This window comes from Allostella sp. (assembly GCF_041913585.1).
Lineage (GTDB): Bacteria > Pseudomonadota > Alphaproteobacteria > ATCC43930 > Allostellaceae > Allostella.
On record NZ_JAYSFE010000012.1, the window covers coordinates 32,503 to 48,998 of the forward strand.

General features: G+C 72.8%; 18 protein-coding genes. 13 read left to right on the top strand and 5 right to left on the bottom strand.

Annotated features, from left to right (window positions below):
* The first annotated feature begins 53 nt into the window (after nucleotides 1-53).
* The gene (locus ACE3Q3_RS04005) at nucleotides 54-1,610 is read left to right on the top strand and encodes an ABC transporter substrate-binding protein (RefSeq protein WP_374442144.1); all 1,557 of its coding nucleotides are present in this window, start codon (nucleotides 54-56) and stop codon (nucleotides 1,608-1,610) included.
* A gap of 37 nt (nucleotides 1,611-1,647) precedes the next feature.
* Nucleotides 1,648-2,493 (top strand): alpha/beta hydrolase, encoded by an 846-nt coding sequence (locus tag ACE3Q3_RS04010; RefSeq protein ID WP_374442215.1) that lies wholly within the window; start codon nucleotides 1,648-1,650, stop codon nucleotides 2,491-2,493.
* 56 nt (nucleotides 2,494-2,549) lie between these two features.
* Here ACE3Q3_RS04010 and ACE3Q3_RS04015 read toward each other — a convergent pair whose 3' ends face one another.
* Nucleotides 2,550-2,861, bottom strand: coding sequence for a hypothetical protein (locus ACE3Q3_RS04015; RefSeq protein ID WP_374442146.1), 312 nt, complete (start codon nucleotides 2,859-2,861; stop codon nucleotides 2,550-2,552).
* 247 nt (nucleotides 2,862-3,108) lie between these two features.
* Here ACE3Q3_RS04015 and ACE3Q3_RS04020 point away from each other — a divergent pair, with 247 nt between their 5' ends.
* Nucleotides 3,109-3,390, top strand: a complete 282-nt coding sequence (locus tag ACE3Q3_RS04020) for a UxaA family hydrolase (RefSeq protein ID WP_374442149.1) — start codon at nucleotides 3,109-3,111, stop codon at nucleotides 3,388-3,390.
* Between the two features lie 2 nt (nucleotides 3,391-3,392).
* The gene (locus tag ACE3Q3_RS04025; RefSeq protein WP_374442152.1) at nucleotides 3,393-4,562 is read left to right on the top strand and encodes a UxaA family hydrolase; all 1,170 of its coding nucleotides are present in this window, start codon (nucleotides 3,393-3,395) and stop codon (nucleotides 4,560-4,562) included.
* A 40-nt stretch (nucleotides 4,563-4,602) separates the two neighbouring features.
* On the opposite strand, the gene ACE3Q3_RS04030 is transcribed toward ACE3Q3_RS04025, so the two are convergent.
* A complete protein-coding gene (locus ACE3Q3_RS04030; protein WP_374442155.1) occupies nucleotides 4,603-5,925 on the bottom strand; it encodes a tetratricopeptide repeat protein in 1,323 nt (440 codons plus the stop codon).
* A 190-nt stretch (nucleotides 5,926-6,115) separates the two neighbouring features.
* Here ACE3Q3_RS04030 and mscL point away from each other — a divergent pair, with 190 nt between their 5' ends.
* On the top strand, nucleotides 6,116-6,526 hold the full coding sequence (mscL, locus tag ACE3Q3_RS04035; protein WP_374442158.1) for a large conductance mechanosensitive channel protein MscL: 411 nt from the start codon (nucleotides 6,116-6,118) through the stop codon (nucleotides 6,524-6,526).
* A gap of 22 nt (nucleotides 6,527-6,548) precedes the next feature.
* On the opposite strand, the gene ACE3Q3_RS04040 is transcribed toward mscL, so the two are convergent.
* Entirely contained in the window at nucleotides 6,549-7,757 is a 1,209-nt protein-coding gene (locus ACE3Q3_RS04040) for a CaiB/BaiF CoA transferase family protein (RefSeq protein WP_374442160.1), read from the bottom strand.
* A gap of 135 nt (nucleotides 7,758-7,892) precedes the next feature.
* On the opposite strand from ACE3Q3_RS04040, the gene ACE3Q3_RS04045 reads away from it, so the two are divergent.
* The 7 genes from ACE3Q3_RS04045 (at nucleotide 7,893) to ACE3Q3_RS04075 (ending at nucleotide 13,960) form a co-directional block, all read left to right on the top strand.
* Complete coding sequence (locus tag ACE3Q3_RS04045; RefSeq protein ID WP_374442163.1) at nucleotides 7,893-8,891, top strand: lipid A biosynthesis lauroyl acyltransferase; 999 nt, start codon at nucleotides 7,893-7,895, stop codon at nucleotides 8,889-8,891.
* A 93-nt stretch (nucleotides 8,892-8,984) separates the two neighbouring features.
* Nucleotides 8,985-9,269, top strand: coding sequence for an acyl carrier protein (locus ACE3Q3_RS04050; RefSeq protein WP_374442165.1), 285 nt, complete (start codon nucleotides 8,985-8,987; stop codon nucleotides 9,267-9,269).
* Between the two features lie 40 nt (nucleotides 9,270-9,309).
* Nucleotides 9,310-9,783 carry a 3-hydroxyacyl-ACP dehydratase FabZ family protein gene (locus tag ACE3Q3_RS04055; RefSeq protein WP_374442168.1) on the top strand — a complete coding sequence of 158 codons (474 nt, stop codon included), beginning with the start codon at nucleotides 9,310-9,312 and terminating at the stop codon, nucleotides 9,781-9,783.
* Entirely contained in the window at nucleotides 9,780-10,964 is a 1,185-nt protein-coding gene (locus tag ACE3Q3_RS04060; protein ID WP_374442171.1) for a beta-ketoacyl-ACP synthase, read from the top strand. Before ACE3Q3_RS04055 ends, ACE3Q3_RS04060 begins: the two co-directional genes overlap by 4 nt.
* The gene (locus tag ACE3Q3_RS04065; RefSeq protein WP_374442174.1) at nucleotides 10,961-12,205 is read left to right on the top strand and encodes a beta-ketoacyl synthase N-terminal-like domain-containing protein; all 1,245 of its coding nucleotides are present in this window, start codon (nucleotides 10,961-10,963) and stop codon (nucleotides 12,203-12,205) included. The genes ACE3Q3_RS04060 and ACE3Q3_RS04065 overlap by 4 nt, the downstream gene beginning before the upstream one ends.
* Nucleotides 12,202-12,918 (top strand): SDR family oxidoreductase, encoded by a 717-nt coding sequence (locus ACE3Q3_RS04070; protein WP_374442177.1) that lies wholly within the window; start codon nucleotides 12,202-12,204, stop codon nucleotides 12,916-12,918. Before ACE3Q3_RS04065 ends, ACE3Q3_RS04070 begins: the two co-directional genes overlap by 4 nt.
* Before the next feature lie 7 nt (nucleotides 12,919-12,925).
* On the top strand, nucleotides 12,926-13,960 hold the full coding sequence (locus ACE3Q3_RS04075) for a zinc-binding dehydrogenase (protein WP_374442180.1): 1,035 nt from the start codon (nucleotides 12,926-12,928) through the stop codon (nucleotides 13,958-13,960).
* 31 nt (nucleotides 13,961-13,991) lie between these two features.
* Here ACE3Q3_RS04075 and ACE3Q3_RS04080 read toward each other — a convergent pair whose 3' ends face one another.
* Nucleotides 13,992-14,210 (bottom strand): hypothetical protein, encoded by a 219-nt coding sequence (locus tag ACE3Q3_RS04080; protein ID WP_374442183.1) that lies wholly within the window; start codon nucleotides 14,208-14,210, stop codon nucleotides 13,992-13,994.
* Between the two features lie 104 nt (nucleotides 14,211-14,314).
* On the opposite strand from ACE3Q3_RS04080, the gene ACE3Q3_RS04085 reads away from it, so the two are divergent.
* Nucleotides 14,315-15,406 carry a hypothetical protein gene (locus ACE3Q3_RS04085; protein ID WP_374442186.1) on the top strand — a complete coding sequence of 364 codons (1,092 nt, stop codon included), beginning with the start codon at nucleotides 14,315-14,317 and terminating at the stop codon, nucleotides 15,404-15,406.
* A gap of 18 nt (nucleotides 15,407-15,424) precedes the next feature.
* Here the strand turns inward: ACE3Q3_RS04085 and ACE3Q3_RS04090 are convergent, their stop codons facing one another.
* Nucleotides 15,425-16,228, bottom strand: a complete 804-nt coding sequence (locus tag ACE3Q3_RS04090; protein WP_374442189.1) for a 3-hydroxybutyrate dehydrogenase — start codon at nucleotides 16,226-16,228, stop codon at nucleotides 15,425-15,427.
* Between the last annotated feature and the right edge of the window lie 268 nt (nucleotides 16,229-16,496).

Below are 16,496 nucleotides of genomic sequence, written 5' to 3' on the forward strand. Positions count from 1 at the left end.
TAGCGCAAACCGCTCGCAGCTCCCGCGGGCGGAGGGACAGGGGAAACGGAGACATGAGGAAGAATCTCCTTCTGGCGACGACGGCGCTGGCGCTGCTGGCGGCGCCGGCCGCGGCCCAGGATGCGCCGCGGCGCGGCGGTACGCTGACGATCGCCATCAATGCCGACATCCGCAGCCTCGAGCCCGGCATCAATCGCGACGGCAACACGGATTCGGTCGCCCACATGATCTATGAGGGCCTCGTCGGCTACCGGACCGACCTCAGCGTCGGGCCGCAGCTCGCGAAGGGCTGGGCCGTCGCGGACGAGGGCCGCACCTACCGCTTCACCCTGCGGGACGGCGCGAAGTTCCACAACGGCCAGCCGGTGACGGCGGCCGACGTGAAGTCGAGCTGGGAGCGCCAGATCGGCAACAAGGCCTGGGCCTGCGCGCGCTTCTTCAACGGCAGCAGCGGCGTCAAGGTCGAGGCGGTCGAGGCGCCCGATGCCCGGACCGTGGTCTACCGGCTGGACAAGCCGAGCGCGCTCTTCCTGAAGCAGCTCGCCAACTTCCAGTGCGCGGTGGTGGCGATCCATCCCGCTGCCTTCGACGCCGAGGGCAAGTGGAAGGAGGCGATCGGCACGGGCCCATTCAAGCTCAAGGAATGGAAGCGCGGCGAGTATGTGGCGATGGAGCGGGTGGCGGACTACGTCCCCAATCCCGAACCGGCGAGCGGCTATGCCGGGGCCCGCATCGCCCATGTCGACCACCTGATGGTGCGGGTCATCCCCGATGCGAGCGCGGCCGAGGCGGCGCTGGTCAGCGGCGCCGTCGACGTCCTGCCCGACGTCGACGCGCACCGCATCGACGGGCTGAAGCAGAAGGGGATGGCGGTCCAGACGACGCCCGGCCTCGGCTGGTCGTCGCTGCTGATCCAGACCCGCGACCCGCTGCTGTCGGACGCGCGGATGCGCCGCGCGATCGCGCACGCGCTCAATCTCCAGGACATCGCCGACGCCCGCACGCTCGGCCTGTCGAAGGCCAACCCCTCGGCCGTCGCCGACCCGACGCCCTATTTCGACCGGAGCTTCGCCCAGTGGCCGGCCCACGACCCGGCCAAGGCCCAGGCGCTGCTCAAGGAGGCGGGCTACAAGGGCGAGACGATCCGGATCCAGACCAACAAGCGCTACACCGGGATGTACGACAATGCCGTCGTCGCCCAGGCGATGCTCCAGGCGGCCGGCATCAAGGCGGAGCTCGAGGTGCTGGAATGGGCGACCCAGCTCGACAACTACCTCAAGGGCGCCTTCCAGGTTCAGTCGTTCAGCTACTCCGCGCGCTTCGACCCGGGGCTGATGTACTCCGCCCTCATCGGCGACAAGGACAAGCTGAAGTGGGCGCAGTGGGAAGATCCCAAGGCGATCGCCCTGCTGGCGGAGGCGAACGGTTCCCTCGACGAGGCGCGGCGCAAGGCGATCTTCGTCGAACTGCACCGCATGGCGGCCGAGCAGGTGCCGGTGATCGGGCTCTATTTCAGCACCGAGATCGAGGCGACGGGGCCGAAGGTCCGCGGCTACACGCCCTGGCCGGCGGGCAAGCCGCTGCCGTGGGGCGTGTGGAAGGCGGGCTGAGCCTCCGGGGATCGGCGAAGGGGAGCGGGTGACGGGCATGGTGGACAAGCACAAGGAGCAGGCCTTCTACGCGCGCGGGCGGACGACGATCTATGCCTGCCAGTTCGACCCGCGGTTCAGCTACTGCTGCTATGTCCCGAAGGCGGTCGAGGAAGCGCCGGACCGGCGCTTCCCCCTCTTCGTCGCCGTCCACGGCACCGGCCGGCTGATGACCGCCTACCGCGACCTCTTCGCCGACTTCGCGGAGCGCGCGGGCGTCGTCGTGCTGGCGCCGCTCTTCCCGGCCGGCATCACCGGGCCGGACGATCTCGGCAGCTACAAGTTCATGCGCGCGGGCGACCTGCACTATGACGCGGTGATGCTGGCGATGGTCGAGGAGGCGGCGCGGCGCTGGCCGGTCGACCCCAGCCGGTTCTCGATGTTCGGCTTCTCGGGCGGCGGGCACTTCGCCCATCGCTTCTTCTATCTCCATCCCGAGCGGCTGTCCGCGGTCTCGATCGGCGCCCCCGGCGTCGTCACCCTGCTCGACTTCGACCACGACTTCTGGGTCGGCGTGCGTGATTTCGAACGGGTCTTCGGCAAGCCGATCGAACTCGACGCCATGCGCCGGGTCGCCGTCCAGATGGTGATCGGCGGCGACGACACCGAAACCTGGGAGATCACGATCACGCCGGACAGCCCGCGCTGGATGCCCGGTGCCGACCTCGCCGGCCCCGACCGCCTCGCCCGGATGCGGTCGCTGAAGGCGAGCTTCGAGCGCCACGGCATTTCGGTGCGTCACGACGTCCTGCCGGGCGTCGCCCACAACGGCCTTGCCATGGTTCCCCTCGTCGAGCGCTTCCTCGCGGACGCGCTGGCCCAACCCATGAAGAAGGCGGGGTGAGCCGGACGCGCCCGGACGATGGTTCCGGGGCGCCCGAACTCGCCGTTGCCGCCGCGTCAGACGATGCGCAGCACCTGCCAGCGCGCCGAGCCCGAGACGACGTGCGGCTCGAGCGCCTTGCCCCACTCCCGGTGCGCCTCGATGCGGCCGAGGGCCTCCCAGGCGCGTCCGAGCGCCGCCAGGTCCTCGACCAGCCACTCGTGCTCGACGGTCGCCTCGCTCGGGCCGATCGAACCGGAGAGCAGCCGGCCGCGGCCGGCGCCCCAGCCGATCTGGGGCGCGATGTCGCGCTCCCAGGTCTTCAGCAATTCGATGACGGCCTGCTTCTGGCCGAAGCGCGCTTCGATCTGCCAGCGTGCGAGCAACATGGCGTGCTCCTCCTTCACTTCTCGGGCTCGGGGCCTCGAGGATGACGCGGAAGGGTAGCGGCCGCCGGCCAGAACAGCGCCTGCTCTCGCCGGACGGTTGACATGCGCAGGATAGCACAACCGATGCGTCCGCGGGACCGCCGCCGCGCCCCGTCCCGGCCGGGGTCCCGCTCGGATTGACCATGGGGGCCGGTGGGCGTAGCAATCCCGGCCGACAGAAACAGGGTCCCGGGAGGGGAACGCGCCGATGATTCATTTTCTGGTGCATGACGAGAACGACTCCTGCGGGGTCGTGGTCGTCGAGGGGATCAAGGCCGGGGAGACGCTGACCGGCTGGGTGATGGACCAGGACAAGACGATCCACGTCCGGGTGACGCAGGACATCCCGATCGGCCACAAGCTGGCGACCAAGGCGCTGGCCGAGGGCGACACGGTCATCAAGTACGGCGTCGACATCGGCCGCGTCGTCGCGCCGATCCCGGTCGGCGCGCACCTCCACGTCCACAACGTCAAGACGAAGCGGTGGTAGGGATGGACATCACCAAGGCCACCTTCTCGGGCTATGTCCGCGAGAACGGGCGCGTCGGCGTGCGCAACCACGTCGTCATCCTGCCGGTCGACGACCTGTCGAACGCCGCCAGCGAGGCGGTCGCCAACAACATCAAGGGCGCGCTGGCGATCCCGCACCCCTACGGCCGCCTCCAGTTCGGCGCCGACCTCGACCTCCATTTCCGCACCCTGATCGGCACCGGCTGCAACCCCAACGTCGCCGCCGTCGTCGTCATCGGCATCGAGCCCGGCTGGACGAAGCGCGTCGTCGACGGCATCGCCGAATCGGGCAAGCCGGTCGAGGGCTTCTGGATCGAGGGCAACGGCGACATCCAGACCATCGCCAACGCCAGCCGCGCCGCCTACCGCTTCGTCAAGCACGCCTCGACGCTGCGCCGGAGCGAGCGCCCGATCCAGGACCTCTGGGTCTCGACCAAGTGCGGCGAGTCGGACACCACGTCGGGCTGCGGCTCGAACCCGACCGTCGGCAACGCCTTCGACAAGCTCTACGCGGCCGGCTGCACGCTCGTCTTCGGCGAGACCACCGAACTGACCGGCGGCGAGCATCTGGTGGCGGCGCGTTGCCGCACGCCCGAGGTGCGCGAGCGCTTCCAGTTCATGTTCGACCGCTACCAGGCGATCGTCGACCGGCACAAGACGAGCGACCTCTCCGAGTCGCAGCCGACCAAGGGCAACATCGCCGGCGGCCTGACGACGATCGAGGAGAAGGCGCTCGGCAACATCCAGAAGATCGGCCGGCGCTGCGTCGTCGACGGCGTGCTCGACAAGGCCGAGGTGCCGACCGGGCCCGGCCTCTGGTTCATGGACTCCTCCTCGGCCGCGGCCGAGATGGTGACGCTGTGCGCCGCCTCGGGCTATGCGGTCCACTTCTTCCCGACCGGCCAGGGCAACGTCATCGGCAACCCGATCCTGCCGGTCATCAAGCTCTGCGCCAACCCGAAGACGGTGCGCACCATGCCCGAGCACATCGATCTCGACTGCTCCGGGCTGCTGCGGCGGGAACAGAACCTCGACCAGACCGGCGATGCGCTGCTCGACGTCATGCTGCGCACTGCCAACGGCGAACTGACGGCGGCCGAACTGCTCGGCCATCGCGAGTTCGTGCTGACCCGGCTCTACGAGAGCGCCTGACCCGGGACCGTCCCCCGGGGCGGCGGCGGGGTGCGGCGTCTCAGGCCGCGCCCCGCAGGTCCGCCGCCCGTTCGAGGTAGCGGCGGACCAGCGGGCTCTCGCCGCGCGCCGCCAGGCGCTCGTGGGCGAGGGCGCGCAGCAGCGACGCCTGGCCGTCGCGGCGAGCGGCCTCCAGCAGCGTCAGGTCGACGAGGTCGCGCTGGGCGTGGCTGCCGCCGAAGCGCTGGGCGCGCGAACGCAGCGGCCGCAGCAGCGCGATCGCCGCGCCGAAGTCGCGGCGGCCGAAGTCGGCGAGCGCTCGGGCGAGCGGCAGGCCGACCTCTTCCGTCATCGCGCGATTGCCGCCGGGCCGCCCGAGCCGATGGCGCATCGTCGCGAGCAGCTGCTCGGCCAGTTCCCAGCGCCCGGCGCCGACGAACGCCATCATCGCGTGGACGTCGTTGAAGGCGTACCAGCCGTCGCAGACGAAGGGGGCCCAGAGCTGGGCGAGCAGCTTCCAGCGGTCGCCGCAATCGATCTCGCGCAGGGCGAGCCGCCACAGGAGGGCGGAGGCGTCGACCAGATCGAGGACGCCGGCGCCCGGGGCGACCCGGCGGTCATAGAGCGCCAGCGCCTCGTCGGACCGATCGCCGTCGAGCAGGAACAGCGCCAGATGCCACCAGTTGTGGACGGCGCTGCCGCCGTCGGGCGCCCATTGCGGCTCGCGGTCGCGCATCCATTGGATGCCCTCGCGCCGTCGTCCCTGCATCTCCATGACATGGGCGACGGCGTGGTGCGCCCAGGTGTCGCCCGGCTCGATCGCCAGGGCCTCGCGGCCGAGATCCTCGGCCTGGCCATAGTCCCCGCATTCCTCGAGGCCGAACGCATGCATGGCGAGCACGGAATGGTGGCCCGGCAGCGCCGGTGACCAGGCATGGCGCACCCGCGCCACCCGATCGCGCAGGTTGCGCTGGTCGCCGCGGTAGAAGTCGAGCAGGTGGCCCTGATGCAGTGCCAGGAGGTCGCGCGGGTGCTCCAGCAGGATATCGTCGAGCCGTTCGGCGGCATCGTCGAAATCGCCTGCCGAATAGGCCGCGATGACCTCGACATGCTGGCGCTCGCGGTCGGTGCGGGCGGCCTGCCGCAGTTCGGGGAGCATCGCCGCCGCCCGCGCGGCGCCCGCCGCCGCCGAGCCGCAGAGCTGGACATAGGCGGCGAGCGTGCGCGCCATCGCGAATTCGGGGCAGCGCGCGAGGGCCGCGGCACAGGCCGGCTCCGGGTCGCCGTTGCCGCACAGCAGCCGGGACAGCGCGGTCTCGAACTGCTCCACGGCAGGGCGGTCGGCGCCGCTCACGCACAGGCCGCGATCATCGGTACGCATCATCGGTAGGCCGGTCCCCGGGGCTCGCAACGGTCTTTCCCGTCGGTCGCGGCTCCGGTCGATCCGGTTCGACCCGGTGCACGGAAAACTAGGTCCGACGCGCCGTCATGTCCTAGAAATGGAATCGGGCACCGCCAGCGAAGGGCGTCGACGGCAATCGGGCGGTCGCCCGGATCAGAGGAAGGGGGCGTCCATGTGGGAGGAATTCCGGGCATTCATCGCCCGCGGCAACGTGATCGACCTCGCGGTCGGCATCATCATCGGGGCGGCGTTCACCTCGATCGTCGATTCCCTGGTCAAGGACATCATCATGCCGCCGATCGGCCTCGTGCTCGGCGGCATCGACTTCTCCGACTTCTACATCAACATGAGCGGCAAGGAGTACCCGTCGCTCGCGGCCGCCAAGGAGGCCGGCGCCGCCACCATCAACTACGGCGTCTTCGTCAACGCCTGCATCAAGTTCCTGATCGTCGCCTTCGCCGTCTTCATCCTCGTGAAGCAGGTGAACCGCCTCTACAAGAAGCCGCCACCGCCGCCGCCGACGGTCTCGGCGGAAGCCAAGCTGCTGGAGGAGATCCGCGACCTCTTGAGGACGCGGGCCTGACCCGGCGCGTCGTCGCCGGCCCTCAGGGGCCGGCGACGATGACGCGGCGGCGCTCCAGTTCGTCGATGGCGGCCGGCGCGTAGCCGAGTTCGGCCAGGACCTCGCGCGAATGCTGGCCGAGGGTCGGCGCCTCCAGGCGCAGGCCGAGGTCGTGGTCGCCCATCTCGACCGGCAGCTTCGGCAGCTTCGTCGTCCGGCCGTCCGGCAGCCGCACCGGGATGAGGAACCCGTGGGCGTTGAGCTGCGGGTCGTCGAAGAGGTCCTCGGTCGTCACCACCGGGGCGAAGGGAATCTGCGCCGCCTCCAGCCGCCGTTCCGCCTCGGCCCGGGTGAGCCGGCCGACGACGGTCGCCACCAGCGGCACCAGCCGCGGCCGGGCGGCGACCCGTTCCTCGTTCGACTGCAGCCCCGGCGCGTCGCGCAGCTCGGCGAGTTCCGGCGCCTCGGCCCGGAAATGGTCGCAGAAGCGGTGCCAGTGGTTGTTGGAGGTGATGCCGACGAAGACCTGGTCGCCGTCGCGGGTGCCGAAGGGCTCGTACACGGCCCAGGCGCTCTTGCGCGCCGGCATCGGCGGGATCTTCTCGCCGGTGATGGCGTGGCCGGCCATGTGCGAGCCCATCAGGAAGGCACCGCTCTCGAACAGCGAGCTCTTGACCAGCTGGCCCTCGCCGGTGCGGTCGCGCTCGCGCAGCGCCGCCAGGATGGCGATCGCGCCGTAGGCGCCGCCGAGGATGTCGATGATCGAGGCGCCGGCCCGGAGCGGCCGGCCGGGCGGGCCGGTCATGTAGGCGATGCCCGACATGAACTGGACGATCTCGTCGAGCGCCGGCCGGTTCTCGTAGGGGCCCGAGAGGAAGCCCTTGAGGGCGCAGTAGACGAGGCGCGGGTTGATCCGCTTCGCCTCCTCCCAGCCCATGCCGAGCCGGTCGGCGGTGCCGGGTCCGAAATTCTCCAGCAGCACGTCGGCGGTGCCGAGCAGCCGGTGCAGCACGGCGCGCCCGTCTTCGGTCTTGAGGTCGACGGCGAGGCTGCGCTTGTTGCGGTTGAAGACGGTGAAGAAGCCGGACGCGAAGCCCGGCAGGCGGCGGGTGTGGTCGCCGGCCGGCGCCGGCTCGATCTTGACGACGTCGGCGCCGAGGTCGGCGAGCGCGACGCCGCAGGACGGGCCCATGATCGTGTGGGTCATCTCGACGACGCGGATGCCGTCGAGGGGAAGCGCGGTTCGGGTCATGTCGGGGGCCGGCAATCGGAAGGGGATCGTCGCCGCCACAGTACCAGCACTGCCCCCACGAAGGCGACGCTTGACAGGCGCCGTCCGCTTCGGTGGGTTGGCGCCCCCCGCAATCGTCCGAGCACCCCCGTCCCGATGGCGCTGTCCTGGCGGCTTCGTCTCAAGCTCCTTGCCGGGCGCTGGCTCGCCGCCGCCGGCGGTGCGCTCGTCGCGGCCTTCTTCCTCGCTGCGCGGGCCGTGCCCTATTCGTGGATGGCGGGTGCGGGCGGCTGGATCGCCCGCACGCTGGGCCCGCGCCTGCGCCCGAGCCGGATCGCCCGGGCCAACCTCGCGCTCGCCTTCCCGGAAAAGAGCGCCGCCGAGCGCGAGGCGATCCTCCGCGGCGCCTGGGACAATCTCGGCCGCACGGCGGTCGAGTATCCCTATCTCGGGCGGCTCTGGGACTACGACCCCGGGCAGCCGGCCCGGCCGGGGCGGATCGAGGTGGCCGGGCACGAGCATTTCATGGCGCTGCGCGACGACGGCCGGCCGGGCATCGTCTTCGCCGCCCATCTCGCCAACTGGGAACTCCTGGCGGTGGCGGCGGCGCGGCACGGGCTCGACATCGCGGTGCTCTACCGCGAGCCCAACAACCCGGCGATCGCCCGCATCATCCGCCGCATCCGCGGCCAGACCATGGGCCGCCTGATCCCGACCGACCTGCGCGGCGGCCTGGCGCTGGTCGGCGTGCTCAAGGGCGGCGGCCATGTCGGCATGCTGGTCGACCAGCATTTCAGCCGCGGGCCGCTCGGCACCTTCTTCGGTCATCCGGTCCGCACCGCCCCGGCCGCCGCCAAGTTCGCCCGTGCCTTCGAGTGCCCGCTGCACGGGGCGCGCGTGATGCGCCTGCCGGGCGGACGCTTCCGGGTCGAGGTGACGCCGCCGCTGCCGCTGCCGCCGGCGACCGGGGACGCCGCGGCCGACGAGGCGGTGCTGACCCAGGCGATCACCGACGTCATCGAGGGCTGGGTGCGCGAACGGCCGCAGGACTGGCTGTGGATGCACCGGCGCTGGCGGGCGGAGCGGCCGGCCGCTCCCGCGGGCGTTCCCTCCGCCATTCCCTCCGCCGTTGACAAACCTGGAGCCGGCCGATAGGGCTTCCGAGGACGGCCGAACCGCCGGTCACGCCCAATTCTGCGGCATTTTCGGTCCCGCCGCGCCATTTCAGCCGAGGCTGCACGGAGTCCCATGGCCGAAACCGTCGACGCCATCGCCGAGATCATCGCCGCGACCTGCAACCTGGATCGGGCCTCGATCACCGCGGATTCGCACATCATCGACGATCTCGGCGTCGACAGCCTCGACTTCCTCGACATCGCCTTCGCGATCGACAAGCGCTTCGGCATCAAGATGCCGGTCGAGGCCTGGATGGAGGACGTGAACGCGGGCCGGGCCAGCAGCGACGACTTCTTCATCATGCGCAATCTGGCGGCCCGCATCGACGCCCTGGCCGCCGCCAAGAGCGCGGGCTGAGCGGCTCCCGGCGGCGCGGCCGCTCCCGGCGCCTGCGCCCATGGACTTCGAATCCTTCCGCCTCGTCGACGCGCTCGAGCATCTGAGCCTGGCGCCGGCGCGCATCGCCATGCGCGGGCGCGTGCCGGAGCGGTCGTCGATCCTCGATGCCCATTTTCCCGGTCATCCGATCATGCCGGGCGTGCTGATGGTCGAGGCGATGGCCCAGGCCTCGGGCTATCTGCTGCTGGCGCTCGCCGAAGGGCGGCGCATGCCCTTCCTCGCCGAGGTCCGCGAGGCGAAGCTGCGTGCCTTCGTGCCGCCCGGCGCCGACCTCGCGATCGCCGCCGACCTCGAGCACGAGGGCTCGGGCTATGCCGTGACGCGGGCCGCCATCACCCGCGACGGCCGGCGCGTCGCCGAGGCCGAGCTGCGCTTCCGCACCGTGCCCTTCCCGGCCCCCGAACTGGCCGCGCGCATGCGCGACGCCATGGCGCGCGTCGGCCTCCCGGTTCCGGCGGAGGCCGGCCCGTGACCGCCGCCATGCGCGAGGTGTGGATCACCGGTGCCGGGCTCGTCACGGCGCTGGGCGAGGGCGAGGCGGCCCACCGGGCGGCGTTCGCCGATCCCGCCCGCCGGGAAGCGGGCCGCGACGGCGACCGCTTCGCACCCTTCACGGTCCATCCGATCGGCGCGCTCGATCTCGACCGCTACATGCCGAAGCGGGCCGACCAGCGCACGACGGGGCCGTGGATGCACTACGGCATCCACGCCGCCGGCATGGCCCTGGAGGCGGCGGGAATCCTGGGCGCGCCGGCCCTCCTCGGCCGCACCCACGTCCTCGCCGCGGCCGGCGGCGGCGAGCGCGACACCGCGCTCGACGAGGCGATCCTGGCGGAGACCGCCGACAGCCCCGGTGCCGCAGCCACGACCAACGCGCGTCTGGTCGAGGGGCTGCGGCCGACGGCCTTCCTCGCCCAGCTCTCCAACATGTTCGCCGGCAACCTGTCGATCGTGCTCGGCCCCGCCGGCTCCAGCCGTACCCTGATGGGCGAGGAGGGAGCAGGCGTCGAGGCGGTCCGGATCGCCTGGCGGCGGGCCGCCGCCGGCCAGGGCGACCTCTTCCTCGTCGCCGCCTCCTACAACGCCGCGCGGCCGGACCTGCTGCTGTTGCACGGGCTCGGCGGCCGGCTGCTGCGCGGGCCGTGGTCCGACCTCTGGTCGCGGCCGGCGGCCGGCCTCTGCCTCGGCAGCATGGGGGCGGGGCTGGTCGTCGAGGCGGCCGACCACGCGCGGGCGCGCGGCGCCCGACCGCTCGCGAGACTCTCCCGGGTCGCCCATTCCTGGTCGGACCGCAGCCCCGGCGCCGCCGCGGCGGCGGCCGGTCGCGACTGGGCCGACCTGCCTCGGGACGGCACGACCCTGGTCCTGAGCGGCGCCACCGGCGCCGGACCGGCGACGGCGGAGGAGCGCGGCTTCCTCCTCGGACGCGGCACCGTCCGCGGCACGGCGGCGGCGATCGGCCACGGCGTCGAGGCGGCGTTCCCGGCCAACCTCGTGCTCGCCGCATGGTGTGCCGCGGCCGGCATGGCATTCCCGCCGCTCTCGCCGGACCCGGTCGAGGCATCGGCGGCCGGGCCGGTCGCCCGGGTCGCCGTCACCGCCTGGGGGCCGCGCCGCGGCGAGGGCCTCGCCGTGCTGGAGCCCGTCGCATGAGCATGGCGGTCGCCGTCACCGGCATCGGCATGGTCACCGCGCTCGGGACGGGCGTCGCGGCGAACTGGCCGGCGTTCGTCGCCGGGCGGTCGGGCATCCGCCGCCTCACCCGCTTCCCGACCGACGGTCTGCGCGTCACCTTCGGCGGCGCCGTCGACGAGGACGGCCTCGGCGACCTGCCGGCGAGCCGGCGCAGCCTCGCCATGGGACGGACCGTCGCCGGCGAGGCGCTGGGCCAGGCGGGGCTCGCCGGCCGCGGCTTCGGCGGGCCGCTGGTCCTGGCGCTGCCGCCCGTCGAACTGGAATGGCCGCAGCGCCGGGCGCTCGCCGCCCGTGCCGCCATTCCCACCTATGCCGGGATGCTGGCCGAGGCCGACGGCGGGCCGGACCGCCCCGAGCATGTCGACTTCCTTTTCGGCACGGTCGGCGAGCGGCTGGCGGCCGAACTGGGCGCGGCCGGCCCGCCGGTCACGCTGTCGACCGCCTGCGCCTCGGGCGCGACGGCGATCCAGACCGCCGTCGAGGCGATCCGCCGCGGCGACTGCGACCGGGCGCTGGTCGTCGGCAGCGAGGGCTCGCTGCAGGTCGAGGCGCTGATCCGCTTCGGGCTCCTGCAGGCGCTCTCGACCCGCAACGACGATCCGGCAGGCGCCGCCCGCCCGTTCGCCGAGGATCGCGACGGCTTCGTCATGGCCGAGGGCGCGGCGGCCCTGGTGCTGGAGCGGCCGGCCGCGGCCGCCGCCCGCGGCGCCGCGGCGCTCGCCTATGTCCGTGGCTGCGGCGAGGCGGCCGACACCTTCCACCGCACCCGCAGCAACCCGGACGGCAGCGCCATCCTGCGCGCCATGGCGGACGCGGTGGCGGATGCCGGGCTGGCGCCGGACGGGATCGACCACGTCAACGCCCATGGGACCGGCACGCCCGAGAACGACAAGATGGAGTGCCTGGCCCTGCAACTGCTCTTCGGCGAGCGCGCCGGCCGGGTGCCGGTCACCGCCAACAAGTCGATGATCGGCCACACCTTGAGCGCGGCGGGTGCGATCGAGGCGGTGGCCTCGATCCTGACCCTGCGCCACGGCGTGATTCCGCCGACGATCAACTGCGACCGTCCCGACCCCGCCCTGGCGCTCGATGTCGTCGCCGGCACCGCGCGGGCCTTCGCGGGCCGCACCGTCCTCTCCAACTCCTTCGGCTTCGGCGGCCAGAACGTGGCGCTCGTGCTGGGGCTCGACCCGTCGTGACCGCGCAACCCCGGCGGGTCCTGGTGACGGGGGGCGGCCGCGGCATCGGTGCGGCCGTCGTCGCCCATCTCGATCGCGCCGGCTGGCAGGTCGACTACACCCACCGCAGCGGCCCCGGCGGCGGGCCGGGCCGGGCGATCGCCTGCGACCTCGCCGACCGGGCCGCCGTCGATGCCCTGGCGGCCGAGGCGGCCGACGCCGGCTACCACGCCTTCGTCCACAATGCCGGGGTCGGCTACGACCGGCTGGCGGCGATGGTCGACCAGACCCAGGCCGAAGCCGTCATGCAGGTGAACTTCTGGGCGCTGACGCGGCTCTGCAAGGCACTCGTCCGGCCGATGACGGCGGCGGGCGCCGGCCGCATCGTCGTCGTCGGCTCGGTCGCGGCGCTCGTCGGCGGCCGCGGCAACGCGATCTATGCCGCCTCCAAGGCGGCGGCGCTGGGCTATCTGCGGACGCTGGCGCAGGAGGTCGCGCGCAAGGGCGTGACCGCCAACTACGTCGCCCCCGGCTTCGTCGACACCGCGATGCTGGCCGGCTACGGCGCCCACCGCGAGCGGCTGGAGCAGCAGATCCCGGCCGGCCGCTACGCCCGGCCCGAGGAGGTGGCGGGGGTGATCGCCTTCCTCCTCTCCGACGCCGCCGCCTACGTCACCGGCGCGGTGCTGCCGGTCGACGGCGGGCTCTCGGCGGCGATGGCCGTGCAGCGATAGCCGGAGAATGGCGACGATGCAGGCGCTGCGGCTGCTGGCGGAACGCGAACTGGCCCTGGTCGAGGTGCCGGAGCCGCCGCCGCCCGCGCCGGACGAGGTCCAGGTGCGGGTGCGGGCGATCGCACTCAACCATATCGACCTCTGGGGCTTCCGCGGCATGGCCTTCGCGAAGCGCACCCTGCCGATCACGGTCGGCGTCGAGGCGGTGGGCGAGGTCGTGGCTGCCGGCGACGGCGCCCGGCTCGGGCCCGGTGCCCGCGTCGCCCTCTATGGCGGGCGCACCTGCGGCATCTGCCCGGCCTGCTGCCAGGGACGCGACAACCATTGCGCCGAGGTCGCCGGCATTTCCGGCTTCCATGTCGACGGCTTCGCCCAGGCGCTGGTCAACCTGCCGGCCCGCCTCTGCCTGCCGATCCCGGACGGGCTCGCCTGGACCGACGCCGCCTGCGCGCCGCTGACCTTCGCCACCGTCGAGCACATGCTGTTCGACAATGCCCGCCTGATGGCCGGCGAGTGGGTGCTGGTCCATGCCGCCGGCAGCGGCATCGGCTCGGCCGCGATCCGGCTCGCCAAGGACCAGGGGGCGACGGTGATCGCGACGGCGGGCGACGACGCCAAGCTCGAGAAGGCGCGTGCGATCGGCGCCGACCATGTCGTCAACTACCGCACGCAGCGCTTCGAGAGCGTGGCGCGGCGCCTCACCGGCCGCCGCGGCGTCGACGTCGTCTTCGAGCATGTCGGGCCCGACACCTGGGGCGGCAGCCTGCTGGCGCTGGCGCGCGGCGGCCGGCTCGTCACCTGCGGCTCGACGAGCGGCATCCAGGCGGAGACCAACCTGTTCCTGGTCTTCCAGCAGCAGTTGCGGATCTTCGGCTCGTTCGGGGCGACGCGGCGCAACGTCCGCGACGTGCTGGCGCGCATGGCGTCCGGCCGCGTGGCGGCCGTGATCGACAGCGTCCTGCCGCTCGACCGCTGGTCGGAGGGGCTGGCCCGGCTGGAGGCGCGCCAGGTGTTCGGCAAGATCGTGGTGACGATGCCCTGACGGGCGGCCCGGGCCCTGACGGGCGGCCCGGTCAGCGGCGCGCCATCCGCCGCGTGATCGCCGCGGCCGCCGCAAAGGCCAGCGCCAGCGCCGCCAGGGCGGCGGCGCCGTCGCCGCCGGTCGCCGGCGTGCCCAGCCCGGCGGCACTGCCCGCCACCATCGGATTGGCGAGTGCGCCGGCCGTCAGCGTCGCGCCGATGGCGGCGGCGGCCGCGGCGAGCAGGATCGAGACGAGGCGGGGCAGGGGCATCGGGCATCTCCGTCGGGGGGCTGGCCGCCCTTCCGTCGCGCCGGGGGGCCGGAAGGTTCACCGATCGCTTGCCGCGGTTCCGCCGCAAGTGTAGCCATCGCAGCATGATCCGAGCCCTGATCTGCCTTCTCCTGGCCGCCGTCTGGGCACCGGCGGCCGCCCAGGCACCCCGTCCGGCCGCCGCGTTCCACGAGAACGTGCCGGCCGCCTACCGCATCGAGATCCCGTCGGGATGGCAGGCCCTGCCGAACGACGAGGTCGACTTCGCCATGCGCGACGTCCAGGCCGACCTCACGCTCTATGTCCGCGTGCTGGAGGGTCCCTATGGCGACGATCGCGACGCCTTCCGCACGCTGGCCGACTTCTTCAAGAGCGACCTCGACTACCTCGTGCTGCGCCAGGGGCTGAAGCCGCTGCCGGCGCTGGGGCGCGAGGCCTGGAACTTCGTGATGCGCCGGACGTCCCAGCCGCGGGTCGAGCTGGTGGTGGTGATCCCGCAGACGCCGAACGGCGAAAGCTCGATCTACTACCACCTCCGGCTGGAGGCGCCGGTCCGGCGGCTCGACGCGATCGAGAGCGAGATGGACCGGCTGCTGCAGGGTTTCCGCATCACCGGCGAGCCCGGCGGCCAGCCGGTGCGCCCGCGGGCGGAGGCCGACACCTTCCGCCCGCCGGCCCGGCCGGGCGAGGCGCCGCCGCCGCCGACCGCCGCCGAACCGCTGCCGCAGCGGCTGGAAGCCTGGGAACTGGGCTACGCGCTGCGCTACCCGGCGGGGTGGACGGTGTCGCGCCTCAACGAGTTCACGGTCCGCCTCTCCGCCGGGCGGGACCCGCGCAACCGCGAATCCGCGATCACCATCCAGAACATGGCGAGCACGGTGGCCGGCGGCGCCTACGAGAAGGCGGACGACGTCGCCGGTGCCTTCCGGCGGCAGATCGAGGGGCTGGACCCGAAGGCCGAGTTCCGCAGCCAGCGCCCCTTCCAGTACGCCCGCACCCGCCTCCGGCTGACGGGGACGGAGTTCAGCGCCGCCTATCGCGTCGGCGGCAACGACTGGCGGCAATGGCAGATCGTCGTCCCGCGCCCCGACGGGCGCGCCTTCCACGCCTGGGGCCTGACGGCCCCGGCCGAGCGTTTCGACGAGCATGCCAAGGTCGCCGGCGCCATCCTCGAGAGCTGGGTGATCGCGCCCTGAGCCCCTATCGCCGGGCCGTCACCGCGCGGTCCAGCCATTATCGACGGGCAGCGCCGCCCCGTTGAAGGATTGCCCGGCGGGGCCGCACAGCAGCACCGCGAGCGCCCCCAGTTCCTCCACCGTCGTGAACCGCTTGGCCGCCTGCGGCGCCAGGATGACGTCGCGGATGACCTGCTCGCGGTCGATGCCGTGCGCCTTCGCCTGGTCGCCGATCTGCGTCTCGACCAGCGGCGTCCAGACGTAGCCGGGGCAGATGGCGTTGGCGGTGATGCCGAACTCCGCCACTTCCAGCGCCGTCGACTTGGTGAAGCCCACCACGCCGTGCTTGGCCGCGACATAGGCCGACTTGAAGGGCGAGGCGACGAGGCCGTGGGCGGACGCGATGTTGACGATCCGGCCCCATCGCCGCGCCTTCATGCCGGGCAGCGCGGCGCGGGTCGCGTGGAAGACGGCGGACAGGTTGATGGCGATGATCGCGTCCCACTTCTCGGGCGGGAACGCGTCGATGGCGGCGACGTGCTGGATGCCGGCATTGTTGACCAGGATGTCGACGCCGCGGCCGAACTCGCGCTCGGCGAACGGGATCATGGCGGCGATCTCGGCCGGCTTCGTCATGTCGGCCGGGCAGTGGGCGACGCGGGCCCCGGTCGCACCGGCGATCTCCGTCGCCAGGGCGGCGATCGCGGCCGGGTCGCCGAAGCCGTTGAGCAGGATGTCGGCGCCGGCGTCGGCCAGCGACCGGGCGATGCCGAGGCCGATGCCGCTGGTCGAGCCGGTGACGATGGCGCTGCGGCCGGCCAGCGGCCGGGAGGTGTCGGGCATGGGGACGCTCCTGGGAGGGATGGTGCTATAGATCGCGCGGCGCCGGAGCGGGCGCAAGCCGGGACGGCGGGCGGCTGCCGGTCCGCCGGAGGGGATGGGCGATGCGGAAGGTGATGATCGAGGCGTTCGGCGAGCCCGCGGAGGTGCTGCGCCTCGTCGAGCGACCGGAACCGGTGCCGGGACCGGGCGAGGTGGCGGTGCGGATGCGGCTCCGGCCGATCAATCCGGCCGACCTCCTGACGGTGCGCGGGCTCTACGGCACCCGGCC